Genomic DNA, 14,134 nt, shown 5'->3' with positions numbered 1-14,134 from the left:
TCCTCCCGTTGAAACGATGGCGGCAAGCGCCGTTAAAGCCGGTACGCCTTTTTCGCGAGCGTATAGGCCAGATCCTGCGCCAGCTCGTGCGCCTCGTCCTCGCGGAGCCGGTGCTCGGCGACGAGACGCGCAAGAAAGGCACAATCGACCCGACGCGCCACATCGTGGCGAGCCGGGATGGATGGAAAGGCGCGGGTGTCGTCGTTGAAGCCGACGGTGTTGTAGAATCCGGCCGTCTCGGTGGTCATCTCGCGGAACCGGCGCATGCCCTCCGGGCTGTCGTGGAACCACCAGGCCGGCCCGAGTTTCAGCGCCGGATAAACGCCGGCGAGCGGCGCCAGTTCGCGCGCGTAGCTGCTCTCGTCGAGCGTGAAGAGGATGATGGTAAGGTCGCGCTCCAGCCCGACGCAGTCGAGCAGCGGCTTCAGCGCCGTCACATAGTCGGTTCTGGTCGGGATATCGAAGCCCTTGTCCCTACCGAACCTCTGGAAGACAGCAGGCGAATGGTTGCGCCAGGAGCCGGGATGGATTTGCAGGACCAGCCCATCGTCGCGGCTCATCTTGGCCATTTCGGTCAGCATCTGGGCGCGAAACAGCTTTCGCTCGCGCTCGTCGTCCGAGCGCCGGCGGATGCGGTTGAACAGCTCCTGCGCGGCGGCATCCGACAGATTGGCGGTCTCCGCCGTCGGATGGCCGTGATCCGACGCGGTCGCGCCGAAATTCTTGAAGAAGACCCTTCTCTGGCGATGCGCATCGAGATAGCCGGCCCAGGTGCCGGTGTCGCAGCCGGTGATGTCGCCGAGCCGATCGAGATTGGCCGAAAAGCCTTCGAAATCGGGATCGACGACGGCGTCCGGCCGATAGGCGGTGACGACGCGGCCCTCCCAGCCGCTGTCGCGGATCATCTGGTGCCATCTGAGATCGTCGAGCGCGCCTTCGGTCGTCGCGATGACCTCAATGTTGAAGCGCTCGAACAGCGCTCGCGGGCGAAAATTCTCCCACTGCAGCAAGGTCGAGATCGTGTCGTAATGGCGGTCGGCAGTTGCGGCCGTCAGCGGCTCTTCGATGCCGAACAGATGGGCAAGCACATGGTCGAACCACAGCCGCGTCGGTGTGCCGCGGAACAGATAATAGTGCTCGGCGAAGCGCCGCCAGATCGTCCTGCCGTCGGTCTCCACCGGTGAGCCATCGAGCGTTGGCACGCCGAGGTCCTCGAGGCGGACGCCCTGGCTGAACAGAATGCGGAAGATGTAATGGTCCGGCACAACAAGCAATTGCGCCGGATCGGGGAACGCCTCGTTGAGGGCATACCAGCGCGGATCGGTGTGACCGTGGGGGCTGACGATTGGCAGACCCTTGACAGCTGCGTAAAGATCGCGGGCCAGCGAAAGTGGACGCGCCTCGGACGGAAACAGCAAATCCGGATTGGTCAATGCGGCCACGGCGTTCCTCCCAACCCGGCCATCGGTAGGATCGGGAACAAATAATGTCAACATACAAAAAATAGATTGTTGTATGATGACTTTTACGCGAGTCAGCCCATTGTGCGGGAAAGAAACCGATGTTACGCCGCATTCCGGCCACGCCCGGCATGAGCTCGATCAGATCCATCGCACGATGACAGACAGACGTCTTTCCAACAGCACGCGGCAGGCACTGCCGGCCTCGGTCGCGGTCCCTGGATACGACCGCAACAGTGTCGTGCCCGGCATCGTCCATCTCGGCGTCGGCGCATTCCACCGCGCCCATCAGGCAGCCTATGTCAATGACTGCCTGGCGGCGGGAGAGACGGATTGGGGCATTGTCGGCGTCTCGCTGCGCAGCGCCGATACACGCGACGCGCTGGCGCCTCAGGACGGGCTTTACACGCTGGCGGTCAGGAGCAGCGAGAGCGAAAGCCTGCGCGTCGTCGGCTCGATCCTGTCGATGCTGGTGGCCCCGGAAGATCCGGGTGCGGTGCTGGCCGCGCTGACTGATCCGCGCATCTCCATCGTCACGCTGACGATCACCGAAAAGGCCTATCTCAGGGCGGCGGGTGGCGGACTGGACGCAGCCCATCCCGACATCGTCCACGATTTGGCCAACCCGCAGATGCCGCGAACGGCGCATGGTTTTCTGGCCGAATCGCTTGCGCGCCGCCGTGCCGCCGGTATCCAGCCATTCACCGTGCTGTGCTGCGACAATCTCCCGGCCAATGGCGCCACGCTGCACCGGCTGCTGGTCGAATTCGCCGCTTTGCGCGGCACCGATCTCGCCCGCCATATCGCCGACGAGGTGGCATTTCCGTCGAGCATGGTCGACCGCATCGTGCCGGCGACCACCGATGCCGACCGGGCACGGATATCAGGCCAGCTCGGCGTCGAGGACGCCTGGCCTGTCATGACCGAGCCATTCTGCCAATGGGTGGTCGAAGACGATTTCCCGGCGGGCAGGCCGGACTGGGAAAGGTTCGGGGTCATCATGGTCGGTGATGTCGGGCCGTTCGAGGACATGAAGCTGCGCCTGCTCAACGGCTCGCATTCGGCGATCGCCTATCTTGGCCTGCTCAGTGGCTTTGAGACGGTCGACCGCGCCTTCGCCGATCCGGCGCTCCGGCAATTCGTCGACGGATTGTGGGCCGAAGCCATCACGACGCTGCCGAAGGACGCCGGGCTCGACACGGCCGACTACACGGCCCAGCTCGCCAGGCGCTATTCGAACACCGCGCTCGCCCATCGGACGGCACAGATCGCCAATGACGGCAGCCAGAAATTGCCGCAGCGCATCGTCGCCTCCGCCATGGAGCGGATGAGCGCCGGCGCCCCGCCCGCCTATCTGATGCTGGTGGTAGCCGCCTGGATCGCGGCTTGCGAGGCGCGCGGCGAAGCCTTGCCGGAAACCCATTTCACCGACCCGCTCGACACGTCGCTGGCCGCACTCGACACTCGGCGCCTGTCGGCTGACGGAGCGGTGGCGGCGGTGTTCGACCTGGCCGGCTTCGCCAAGGGCGGTGCTGAGCGCCTGACGCTGATCGACCTCGCGGCCGCCCATCTCGAACGCCTACGGCAGGGTGGCGTGGCTGCTGCGTTCGCGGCGCTGGGTATTGCGAGCGAATGACTGTTGGGCGGACCTGACACTAAGCCGGATCAGGGCTAAGGCGATGCAGAAACTTTGACGTTGGCAGGACAGAGGGGGGCGCGAAGGATCGCTGCAGAACGCTCATTCTGCGCGACCAATGGCATGAATCCCAGGAGCTGCTCTCCGCCTGGAATGGGTAGGAATACCCTGCCCTCTATGCAGGCAGGATGGCGCCTTCGAGTGTGGTGAGTTGGCTAAGGAACTGCTCGGCCTTGCTGCGCGTCTGGTCGTCCTTGGCGTCGGCGACGTCTTCCCTGGCTTCCTGGATACGGCGGGCAAGGTCGGCGCGGTCGATGTCGCCGACGGCTACTGCCGATTCTGCTAGCAGCGTGCAGCCGGCCGGAACGATGTCGGCGAAGCCGCCGAACACGACGTAGCGTTCTGCCTGGCCTGCCGCGGTCTTCACCGTGACGACGCCCGGCTTGATCGTGGTCATGACCGGCGCGTGATGGGCCATGACGGTCATCTCGCCTTCGGCGCCCGGAATGACGACGGATTCGACCTGCTCGGAAACCAGCAGACGTTCCGGCGAGACCAGTTCGAATTTGAAAGCTTCAGCCATTTCATTCTAGCGAGCAGGGAATAGTGAGTAGTCAGTAGTGACGGACACGGAACGGTCCGGCTCAACCTTCTACTTCCTACTCACTACTCACTACTCCCTTTCTTATGCCGCTTCAGCCGCCAGGCGCTGTGCCTTCTCGACGGCTTCTTCGATGCCGCCGACCATGTAGAAGGCGGCTTCCGGCAGGTGATCGTAGTCGCCATTGCAGAGGCCCTTGAAGCCCTTGATGGTATCGGCGAGGTCGACCAATTTGCCCGGCGCGCCGGTGAACACTTCGGCGACAAAGAAGGGCTGCGACAGGAAGCGCTCGATCTTGCGGGCGCGGGCCACCGTCTGCTTGTCTTCCTCCGACAACTCGTCCATGCCCAGAATGGCGATGATGTCCTGCAGCGACTTGTAGCGCTGAAGGATCGACTGCACCTGGCGGGCAACCTGGTAGTGCTCTTCGCCGACGACCATCGGGTCGAGCATGCGCGAGGTCGAATCGAGCGGGTCGACGGCCGGATAGATGCCCTTTTCCGAAATCGCGCGGTTAAGCACGGTCGTCGCGTCGAGGTGGGCGAACGAAGTCGCCGGCGCCGGGTCGGTCAGATCGTCGGCCGGCACGTAGATCGCCTGCACCGAGGTGATCGAGCCCTTGGTCGTCGTCGTGATGCGCTCCTGCAGCGCACCCATGTCGGTGGCCAGCGTCGGCTGGTAACCCACAGCCGAAGGAATACGTCCGAGCAGCGCCGACACTTCGGAGCCCGCCTGCGTGAAGCGGAAGATGTTGTCGACGAAGAACAGCACGTCCTGGCCCTGGTCGCGGAAATATTCGGCGACCGTCAGGCCGGTCAGGCCGACGCGGGCGCGCGCGCCCGGCGGCTCGTTCATCTGGCCATAGACCAGCGCCGCCTTGGAGCCTTCGCCGCCGCCCTTCTTGTTGACGCCGGACTCGATAAACTCATGGTAGAGATCGTTGCCTTCGCGGGTGCGCTCACCGACCCCGGCGAACACCGAAAAGCCGCCATGCGCCTTGGCGACGTTGTTGATCAGTTCCTGGATCAGCACCGTCTTGCCGACGCCGGCGCCACCGAACAGGCCGATCTTGCCGCCGCGGGCATAAGGCGCAAGCAGGTCGAGAACCTTGATGCCGGTGACCAGGATCTGCGCTTCCGTCGACTGCTCGACATAGGTCGGCGCCGGCTGGTGGATGGAGCGCATCTCGATGCCGTCGACCGGGCCTGCCTCGTCGACCGGCTCGCCGATGACATTGATGATGCGGCCGAGCATGCCGGGGCCGACCGGCACGGTGATGGGCGCGCCGGTGTCATAGACGTCCTGGCCGCGAACCAGACCTTCGGTCGAGTCCATGGCGATGCAGCGCACGGTGTTCTCGCCAAGATGCTGGGCCACCTCGAGCACGAGACGATTGCCGACATTGGACGTTTCGAGAGCGTTCAGGATGGCCGGCAGATGTTCACCGAACTGCACGTCGACGACGGCGCCGATGACCTGGCGAACCTTGCCGGCCAAGCCGGTCTTGTTGATGGCAACGGTCGGCGCCTTCGCCGCGGCAGCCTTGACGGGTGCCGCCGCTTTCTTGGCCGGAGCGGCCTTCGCTGCCGCTGCCGGGGCCTTTGCTGGTGCTGCCGCCTTCGCGGCGGTCTTCGGGGCCGCCTTCTGGGGGGTCGCTGCTTTCGCCATCGTCTTTACCCTTTTCGTCTCTTTGTTTCTCACGCGATCCGCTCGAAGGTCGGAGACCTTCGTGGAGCGCGCCTAGAGCGCCTCGGCGCCCGAAATGATTTCGATCAATTCCTTGGTGATCTGCGCCTGCCGCTGACGATTGTAGGTGATCGACAATTTGTTGATCATGTCGCCGGCGTTGCGCGTCGCATTGTCCATTGCGCTCATCTTGGCGCCCATCTCGCCGGCCGCGTTTTCGAGCAGCGCGCGAAAAACCTGAACGGAGATGTTGCGTGGGATGAGGTCGGAAAGGATTTCGCCCGGCTCAGGCTCGTATTCATAAACGGCGTTGCCGCCGTCCGTCGCCTCGGCGGCAGCTGAAGGCACGCCTGCCGGGATGATCTGCTGGGCCGTCGGGACCTGGCTGATCACCGATTTGAACTGCGAGTAGAACAGCGTGCAGATGTCGAAGCCACCCTCGTTAAAGAGCTGGATGACTTTCTTGGCAATGGCATCGGCATTGACGAAGCCGAGCGTCTTCACTTCGCGCAGGTCGACGCGCTCGATGATCAGCGCCGCGTAGTCGCGACGCAGGATGTCGAACCCCTTCTTGCCGACGCAGATGATCTTGACCTGCTTGCCGTCGGCCAAAAGCTTGCGGATATGGTCGCGGGCAAGGCGTGCGATCTGCGAATTGAAGCCGCCGCAAAGACCACGCTCGGCGGTGCAGACGACGAGCAGATGCACGTCGTCCTTGCCGGTGCCGGTCATCAGCGCCGGGGCCTCGCCACCGCCGCCGATCGCCTGGGTGATGTTGGCCAGAACCGCGCCCATGCGCTCCGAATAGGGGCGCGCGGCTTCCGCCGCCTCCTGTGCGCGGCGCAGCTTCGCCGCGGCGACCATCTGCATCGCCTTGGTGATCTTCTGCGTCGCCTTGACCGAGGCGATACGGTTACGAAGGTCTTTTAGTGAAGGCATGCTTCAAACCTGATCCCGTCCGTCCGGCTTCGTTCAAGCAAAGGTCTTGGCGAAGGTGTCGATCTCCGCCTTCAGCTTGGCACGCAGATCGTCCGACAGCGCCTTCTCCTTGCGGATGCCGTCGAGCACCTCCTTGCCGGCCGAACGCATGTGGCTGAGCAAGCCATGCTCGAATTTGCTGACCTGGTCGATTGCCAGCTTGTCGAGATAGCCGTTGACGCCGGCGAAGATCACCGCGACCTGTTCCTCGACCTTGAGCGGCGAGAACTGCGGCTGCTTCAGGAGTTCGGTCAGGCGCGCACCGCGGTTGAGCAGGCGCTGCGTGGCGGCGTCGAGATCGGAGCCGAACTGGGCGAAGGCCGCCATTTCGCGGTACTGCGCGAGCTCGCCCTTGATCGAGCCGGCGACCTGCTTCATCGCCTTGATCTGCGCCGAGGAACCGACGCGCGACACCGACAGGCCGACATTGACTGCCGGGCGGACGCCCTGGAAGAACAGATTGGTTTCCAGGAAGATCTGGCCGTCGGTGATCGAGATGACGTTGGTCGGGATGTAGGCCGACACGTCGTTGGCCTGGGTCTCGATGATCGGCAGAGCCGTCAGCGAACCGCCGCCATTGTCGTCATTGAGCTTGGCGGCCCGCTCCAGAAGGCGCGAATGCAGATAGAAGACGTCGCCCGGATAGGCTTCGCGGCCGGGCGGGCGACGCAGCAGCAGCGACATCTGGCGATAGGCGACGGCCTGCTTCGACAGATCGTCGTAGCTGATCAGCGCATGCATGCCGTTGTCGCGGAAATACTCGCCCATCGTGCAGGCGGTGAACGGCGCCAGGAACTGCATCGGCGCCGGATCGGAAGCGGTGGCGGCGACGATGATCGAATAGTCGAGCGCGCCGCGCTCTTCGAGAACCTTCACGAACTGCGCGACGGTCGAGCGCTTCTGGCCGACGGCGACGTAGACGCAGTAGAGCTTTTCCTTCTCCGGCCCGTGCTCGTGCACCGATTTCTGGTTGAGCATCGTGTCGAGGATGATCGCCGTCTTGCCGGTCTGGCGGTCGCCGATGACCAGCTCGCGCTGGCCGCGGCCGACCGGGATCAGCGCGTCGATGGCCTTGAGGCCGGTCGACATCGGCTCGTTCACCGATTTGCGGGGAATGATGCCGGGCGCCTTGACGTCGACACGCTTGCGCTCGGTCGCCTGGATCGGGCCCTTGCCGTCGATCGGATTGCCGAGCGCATCGACAACGCGGCCGAGCAGGCCCATGCCGACAGGCGTGTCGACGATGGCGCCGGTGCGCTTGACGATGTCGCCTTCCTTGATGTCGCGGTCGGCGCCGAAGATGACGACGCCGACATTGTCGGCTTCGAGGTTGAGCGCCATGCCGCGGATGCCGCCGGGGAACTCGACCATCTCACCGGCCTGGACATTGTCGAGGCCATAGACGCGGGCAATGCCGTCGCCGACGGACAGAACCTGGCCGACTTCGGAGACCTCGGCCTCCTTGCCGAAATTCTTGATCTGGTCTTTCAGAATTGCGGAAATTTCCGCGGCGCGGATGTCCATCAGCCGACCTCTTTCAGTGCAAGCTTGAGCGAATTGAGTTTGGTTTTGAGCGACGTATCGATCTGGCGCGAGCCCATCTTGACCACCAGCCCGCCGAGCAGCGACGGATCGACGGTCACGGTGATCGCGACATCCTTGCCGGCAACGCTTTTCAGCGCCGCCTTCAGCTCGGTTTGCTGGGCGTCGGTCAGCGCGTGCGCCGAGGTAACTTCAGCGGCGGTCTCGCCACGATGCTCGGCGGCGATCTGGCGGAACGCCTTGATCATGCCCGGGATGGCGAACAGACGGCGGTTCTGGGCGACGACGCGCAGGAAATTGCCGGTGAGGCCGGCGATCCCTGCCTTGTCGGCGATCGCCGCAATGGCCTTGGCCTGGTCCTCGCTGGAGAACACCGGGCTATTGATCAAACGGGTCAGATCCGCACTGCCTTCGAGCATCGCCGCGAAACTGTTGAGGTCGGCCTCGACCTGGGCGACCGAATTCGCCTGCAGCGCGAGCTCGAACAGCGAACCCGCATAGCGTTCTGCGACACCTGAGATTGGCGATGACGATTGGGCCACGGACCGTCTTTTCTCTTGTCTGACAGGCCGCAGATTGTTGGCGCGAGTGAAAACTCTAGCTAAATCTTTGACCTTACTGCATTTTTCCAAGCACGGAGGCGCGGCTTCCGCTATCCCCGGCCGAAAGTCGATTGCCGTCTAGCACAGGCATTTTAAGACCGCAATGCGTCGTCCCGCATGGTTTTCAGGCACTATTGTCGCATCCGGCGGTGCGGTTTGACCGCCGGTCCCGAATTAGCCTTTGATTCAAGGCACAAAGCCGAAGGCGAAGGCAAGCGGCAGCGCCGCCAGCACCAGTTCCACCACGATGGACGCCCAGTTGAACGGTGTGTTGGCGCCGTCCGACATCATCGACAGCAGGCGGCCGAAGGCGGTGAACAGCCAGGAAAAGCCAAGCGCCATGTAGAGCAGCGGTTGCGCCAGCAGAATGCAGCACAGGCCGACGCCGAGATAGAAGCCCGACATCCTGCCGCGCCCTTCGGCGATCGCCGCCGCCTTCTCGGGCTTGACCTGCAGTCGCAGGATCCGAAAGGCCAGCCCCGGGGCCAGGAACAGCAGCAGGCCTAGCAACAAGGTCACGACTGCGCTCGACCATGCCAGCCACTCGCCCTGGCTCATCGGCCACGGAAATGCAAATTCCATACTGTCCCCTCGCAAATGGCTGTTCCAAATTTCGGGCATTCTAGCCAAGGAAGAGACATGCGCCAGATGGGCGTCGGCAATTTACGGGCGCGCATCAGTCCAACGCGAACGCGAACACGAACGTCGCCTCGGACGCGGCGCAGACCCAGGATGACGAAGTCGGGGTGGTCTGCGGCTAATCGCAGATGTCGGAGATTGGCGGTTGGGGGGCGATCGCTAACGGCTGCCGAAGATCGCCGAGCCGACCCTCACGCTGGTCGCGCCGAAGGCGATCGCCGTTTCGTAATCGCCGGACATGCCCATGGAGAGCTTTTCGACCCCGGCCTCAAGCCCGAGTTTCTCCAGCAGCGCGAAATGCGGGCCGGGATTTTCGTCGGCCGGCGGAATGCACATCAAACCTTCGATGGCGAGGCCGTGGACGTCGCGGCAGCGGGCGACGAAGGCGACGGCCTCGCGTGGTTCGATGCCGGCCTTTTGCGGTTCCGAGCCGGTGTTGACCTGAACGTAGAGTTTTGGTGCCCGACCTTGTCTGGCGATTTCCTTGGCGAGTTCGGCGGCGATTTTTTCGCGGTCGACCGTTTCGATGACGTCGAACAGCGCGACGGCTTCCTTCGCCTTGTTCGATTGCAGGGGACCGATCAGATGCAGCTCGATGTCGGGAAAGTCCTCTTTCAGCGCCGGCCATTTGGCTTGTGCTTCCTGGACGCGGTTTTCGCCGAAGACGCGCTGGCCGGCCTCGATGACCGGGCGGATATCATTGGCGTCGAAGGTCTTTGAGACCACGACCAGCGTCACTGCGCCGGCTTTCCGTCCCGCCTCGCGCTCGGCGGCGGCGATCTTAGCCTTGACCGTGAAGAACTGTTCGACGGCGCTCGCCATGCCAATATCTGCCCTTAGTTTCTATCCTCACCCGATCGTCGCAGTTGACGGGTCCGGCAATCCATGGTGAACACCGCGACGACATTTCCTGAGCCGCCGGGCATTGTCCGGCCGTTCGCGCCTGCTTTTAAGTGAAAAACATCCGATGGCAACCGAACGATACAATCCGCGCGCATCAGAGCCCAAATGGCAGAAGGCCTGGGACGCCAAGAAGCTGTTCGAGGCTGACAACGACGACCCGCGGCCGAAATACTACGTGCTCGAGATGTTTCCTTATCCGTCGGGGCGCATTCATATCGGCCATACCCGCAATTACACGATGGGCGACGTGGTGGCGCGCTACAAGCGAGCCAAGGGTTTTAACGTGCTGCACCCGATGGGCTGGGACGCCTTCGGCATGCCGGCCGAGAACGCAGCGATGCAGAACAAGGTCCATCCCAAGGACTGGACCTATCAGAACATCGCCGCCATGCGCGAGCAGCTCAAGGTCATGGGCCTGTCGCTCGACTGGGCACGCGAATTCGCCACCTGCGACGTCGACTACTACCACCGCCAGCAGATGCTGTTCCTCGATTTCGTCGAGAAGGGGCTGGTGACGCGCAAATCCTCCAAGGTCAACTGGGATCCGGAGGACATGACCGTGCTTGCCAACGAGCAGGTCATCGACGGACGCGGCTGGCGCTCGGGCGCGCTGGTCGAACAGCGCGAGCTGACGCAGTGGTTCTTCAAGATCACCGACTATGCACAGGATCTGCTGGACTCGCTGGAAGGCCTCGACGAATGGCCGGAAAAAGTGAAGCTGATGCAGGCGAACTGGATCGGCCGTTCGGAAGGCCTGCTGATCCGCTGGCCGCTGGCCACTGCAATCGATGGCGAAGATGAGCTGGAGGTCTACACGACGCGGCCCGATACCATCTTCGGCGCCTCCTTCATGGCGGTCGCCGCCGACCACCCGCTGGCCAAAAAGGCCGCCGAGCACAATCCGGCGCTGGCAAAGTTCATCGATGAAGTGCATCACATGGGCACTTCGGTGGCGGCCCTGGAGACGGCCGAGAAGAAGGGCTTCGATACCGGGATCCGTGTCGTCCATCCGTTCGACGAGGCGTGGACGCTGCCTGTCTACGTCGCCAATTTCGTGCTGATGGAGTACGGCACCGGCGCCATCTTCGGCTGCCCGTCCGGTGACCAGCGCGACCTCGACTTCGCTAACAGATACGGCCTGCCGGTCATTCCGGTGGTGATGCCGGAAGGCGAGAACCAGGGAAACTTCCAGATCATCGACGAAGCCTATGTCGGCGACGGCGTGATGATCAATTCGCGCTTCCTCGACGGCATGAAGCCTGATCAGGCGTTCGACGAGGTGGCGAAGCTGCTGGAACAAAAGACCATCGGCAATCGGCCGATGGCCGAGCGGAAGGTCAACTTCCGCCTGCGCGACTGGGGCATTTCGCGCCAGCGATACTGGGGCTGCCCGATCCCGATGATCCACTGCGAGGATTGCGACGTGGTGCCGATGCCGAAGGCGGACCTGCCGGTCAGGCTGCCGGACGATGTCGAGTTCGACCGGCCGGGCAATCCGCTCGATCGCCATCCGACATGGCGGCATGTCAAATGCCCGCAATGCGACAAGGATGCACGCCGCGAAACCGATACGATGGACACGTTCGTCGATTCGTCGTGGTATTTCGCGCGCTTCACTGCGCCCTGGGCGAACGACCCGACCGACCCCAAGGCGGCTACCGAATGGCTGCCGGTCGACCAGTATATTGGCGGCATCGAGCACGCCATTTTGCACCTGCTCTATTCGCGCTTCTTCACCCGCGCCATGCGCGAGACCGGCCATGTCGATCTCGCCGAGCCGTTCAGGGGCCTGTTCACGCAAGGCATGGTGGTGCACGAGACCTATCGGGTCGGCAATGGATCGAACAGTCGCTGGCTTGCCCCCAGCGAGGTGCGGCTGGAGGATGTCGACGGCAAGCGCCGTGCCATCGAAATCGCGACCGGCGAAGAGGCGGTGATCGGCCCGCTCGAAAAAATGTCGAAGTCGAAGAAGAACACGGTGAGCCCGGAAGAGATCACCGACGGCTACGGCGCCGATACCGCGCGCTGGTTCATGCTGTCGGACTCGCCACCCGAGCGTGACGTCGAATGGACCGACGAGGGTGCTGCCGGCGCGCACCGCTTCATCCAGCGTATCTGGCGCTTGGTGTCGACGGCTGCCGAATCACTCGCTGCAGTCCAGCCGACAGCGGCGAAGCAGGGCGAGGCAGGGACTGTTTCCAAGGCCGCGCACAAGGCGTTGAAATCGGTCGGCGAGGATATCGAAAAGCTCGCCTTCAACCGCGCTATCGCCCGCATCTACGAACTCGCCAATGCGCTTACCACGCCGCTCAACGAGGCGGCCGAAGGCAAGGCCGAGCCGGCGCTCAAAGCTGCCTGCCGGCAAGCCGTCGACATCCTCGTGCATCTGATTGCGCCAGTGATGCCGCATCTGGCCGAGGAATGCTGGCAGACGCTCGGCGGCACCGATCTGGTCGCCGAACGGCCCTGGCCGGTCTATGATCCGTCGCTTGTCGTCGACAGCGAGATCGTGCTGCCGGTCCAGGTCAACGGCAAGAAGCGCGGCGATTTGACAATTGCCCGCGACGCGGACCAAGGTGCCGTCGAAAAAGCGGTTCTGGCTCTCGACTTCGTGCAGAAAGCGCTCGAAGGTAAGGCCCCGCGCAAGGTGATCATCGTCCCGCAGAGGATCGTCAATGTCGTTGCCTGATCCGAGGAAGACAGAAGTGACGCATTTGCTTCGCCGTATGACGCTATATGGCCTAGTCGCCTCGGTTGCGCTGGTTTCGGCCTGCACGGTGCGCCCGCTCTATTCGAGCGCGCCGCTGTCGGCGGGCTCGCAAGTCGGGGCTGCCGCCGAACTCGGGTCGATCTCGGTCAAGCCGGTCAACACCCGCTATGCCCAGCAGGTCCGCAACAATCTGATCTTCGCGCTCGGCCAGGGTGCGGGTGAGCCGGCTTCGCCCGCTTATTCGCTCGATCTCGGCGTTACCGAACTTGTTGAATCCGCTGCAACCGTGCAGATCACGACCGATGACGACGAGCCAACGGCGGGCACGGTGACACTGACCGCGAACTATGTGCTGACCGACGCCAAGACCGGCACGACGATCGCGACCGGCAGGCGCTCGATAGCGTCGTCCTTCGACAGGCCGCGTCAGGAATTTGCCTCCTACCGGGCGCAAATCGACGCCGAGAACCGCGCGGCGCGCGAACTGGCGGACCTGCTGCGCCTGTCGATCGCCCAAAATCTGATAAAGCACGGCAAGACGGTGGCGGGTTAGAATTTTTCGGCCCGGGCCGAGACGTTCCGGTTACCGCCAAGGCCTGACTGCTGGCGCAAAAAAAGGCCGATTGCTCGGCCTTTTCTATGGGAGCACCGCGTCTTGATCTCAGCCGATTGTCTGGCCGGTCTTGGCCCAGTCGGCGAGGAACAGCTCAAGGCCCTTGTCGGTCAGCGGGTGCTTGACCAGCGCCTTCAGCGTCGCCGGCGGGGCGGTGATGACGTCGGCGCCGATCAGTGCAGCCTGCTTGACGTGGTTCACCGTGCGCACCGAAGCGGTCAGGATCTCGGTCTGGAAATCATAATTGTCGTAGATGGTGCGGATATCGGCAATCAGCTCCATGCCGTCCCAGCCGCTGTCGTCGATGCGGCCGACGAAGGGCGAGATGAAGGAGGCGCCGGCCTTGGCGGCGAGCAGCGCCTGGGTCGCTGAGAAGCACAGCGTGACATTGACCATGCGGCCGTCCGACCGGATGTCCTTGCAGGCCCTCAGGCCATCGAGCGTCAGCGGCACCTTGATGCAGACATTGTCAGCGATCCTGGCCAGGATCTTGGCCTCAGCCATCATGTCCTTGTACTCGGTGGCGACGACCTCGGCCGAGACCGGGCCCTTGACGATCTCGCAGATCTCTCTGGTGACGTCGGCGATCTTGCCGCCGGATTTGAGGATCAGCGAGGGATTGGTGGTGACGCCGTCGAGCAGCCCCAAATCGTTCAGCTCACGGATTTCCTTGACTTCGGCGGTGTCGACAAAAAATTTCATGACGGTCTCCTGAAGATTTTTATCGCATCGGCCCGAAAATCGAAATCGATTTTCGGAAAGCA

General features: G+C 63.3%; 12 protein-coding genes. 3 read left to right on the top strand and 9 right to left on the bottom strand.

From position 1 onward, the window contains the following. Nucleotides 1-32: 32 nt before the first annotated feature. The gene (gene uxaC, locus AC0L25_RS21115; RefSeq protein WP_473597296.1) at nucleotides 33-1,442 is read right to left on the bottom strand and encodes a glucuronate isomerase; all 1,410 of its coding nucleotides are present in this window, start codon (nucleotides 1,440-1,442) and stop codon (nucleotides 33-35) included. A 175-nt stretch (nucleotides 1,443-1,617) separates the two neighbouring features. On the opposite strand from uxaC, the gene AC0L25_RS21110 reads away from it, so the two are divergent. Further along, entirely contained in the window at nucleotides 1,618-3,096 is a 1,479-nt protein-coding gene (locus tag AC0L25_RS21110) for a mannitol dehydrogenase family protein (RefSeq protein WP_473597295.1), read from the top strand. A gap of 175 nt (nucleotides 3,097-3,271) precedes the next feature. Here AC0L25_RS21110 and AC0L25_RS21105 read toward each other — a convergent pair whose 3' ends face one another. The 7 genes from AC0L25_RS21105 to AC0L25_RS21075 all read right to left on the bottom strand — a co-directional run bounded on the left by AC0L25_RS21105 (nucleotide 3,272) and on the right by AC0L25_RS21075 (nucleotide 9,966). Next, nucleotides 3,272-3,679 (bottom strand): F0F1 ATP synthase subunit epsilon, encoded by a 408-nt coding sequence (locus tag AC0L25_RS21105; protein WP_473597294.1) that lies wholly within the window; start codon nucleotides 3,677-3,679, stop codon nucleotides 3,272-3,274. Nucleotides 3,680-3,781: 102 nt separating this feature from the next. Then, nucleotides 3,782-5,365: a F0F1 ATP synthase subunit beta gene (gene atpD / locus AC0L25_RS21100; RefSeq protein ID WP_352953240.1), complete on the bottom strand. Its 1,584-nt coding sequence runs from the start codon at nucleotides 5,363-5,365 to the stop codon at nucleotides 3,782-3,784. Nucleotides 5,366-5,437: 72 nt separating this feature from the next. After that, nucleotides 5,438-6,322, bottom strand: a complete 885-nt coding sequence (locus AC0L25_RS21095) for a F0F1 ATP synthase subunit gamma (protein ID WP_473597293.1) — start codon at nucleotides 6,320-6,322, stop codon at nucleotides 5,438-5,440. Between the two features lie 33 nt (nucleotides 6,323-6,355). Then, on the bottom strand, nucleotides 6,356-7,885 hold the full coding sequence (gene atpA / locus AC0L25_RS21090) for a F0F1 ATP synthase subunit alpha (protein ID WP_473597292.1): 1,530 nt from the start codon (nucleotides 7,883-7,885) through the stop codon (nucleotides 6,356-6,358). After that, the gene (locus AC0L25_RS21085) at nucleotides 7,885-8,445 is read right to left on the bottom strand and encodes a F0F1 ATP synthase subunit delta (RefSeq protein ID WP_473597291.1); all 561 of its coding nucleotides are present in this window, start codon (nucleotides 8,443-8,445) and stop codon (nucleotides 7,885-7,887) included. The genes atpA and AC0L25_RS21085 overlap by 1 nt, the downstream gene beginning before the upstream one ends. A gap of 246 nt (nucleotides 8,446-8,691) precedes the next feature. Beyond that, the gene (locus AC0L25_RS21080) at nucleotides 8,692-9,087 is read right to left on the bottom strand and encodes an AGROH133_08824 family phage infection protein (protein WP_473597290.1); all 396 of its coding nucleotides are present in this window, start codon (nucleotides 9,085-9,087) and stop codon (nucleotides 8,692-8,694) included. A 216-nt stretch (nucleotides 9,088-9,303) separates the two neighbouring features. Then, nucleotides 9,304-9,966: a YggS family pyridoxal phosphate-dependent enzyme gene (locus AC0L25_RS21075; RefSeq protein WP_473597289.1), complete on the bottom strand. Its 663-nt coding sequence runs from the start codon at nucleotides 9,964-9,966 to the stop codon at nucleotides 9,304-9,306. A 145-nt stretch (nucleotides 9,967-10,111) separates the two neighbouring features. Between AC0L25_RS21075 and leuS the strand changes: the two genes are divergently transcribed. Both leuS and lptE read left to right on the top strand, forming a co-directional pair. Continuing rightward, nucleotides 10,112-12,736 (top strand): leucine--tRNA ligase, encoded by a 2,625-nt coding sequence (gene leuS / locus AC0L25_RS21070; protein ID WP_473597288.1) that lies wholly within the window; start codon nucleotides 10,112-10,114, stop codon nucleotides 12,734-12,736. Then, a complete protein-coding gene (lptE, locus tag AC0L25_RS21065; RefSeq protein WP_473597287.1) occupies nucleotides 12,723-13,310 on the top strand; it encodes an LPS assembly lipoprotein LptE in 588 nt (195 codons plus the stop codon). Before leuS ends, lptE begins: the two co-directional genes overlap by 14 nt. Nucleotides 13,311-13,418: 108 nt before the next feature. Here the strand turns inward: lptE and fsa are convergent, their stop codons facing one another. After that, nucleotides 13,419-14,072, bottom strand: coding sequence for a fructose-6-phosphate aldolase (fsa, locus tag AC0L25_RS21060; RefSeq protein ID WP_473597286.1), 654 nt, complete (start codon nucleotides 14,070-14,072; stop codon nucleotides 13,419-13,421). Nucleotides 14,073-14,134: the final 62 nt, after the last annotated feature.

Source organism: Mesorhizobium sp. WSM4813 (assembly GCF_055811555.1).
The sequence above is the reverse complement of the archived record's forward strand: the minus strand, read 5'-3'. Positions and strand labels throughout refer to the sequence as shown.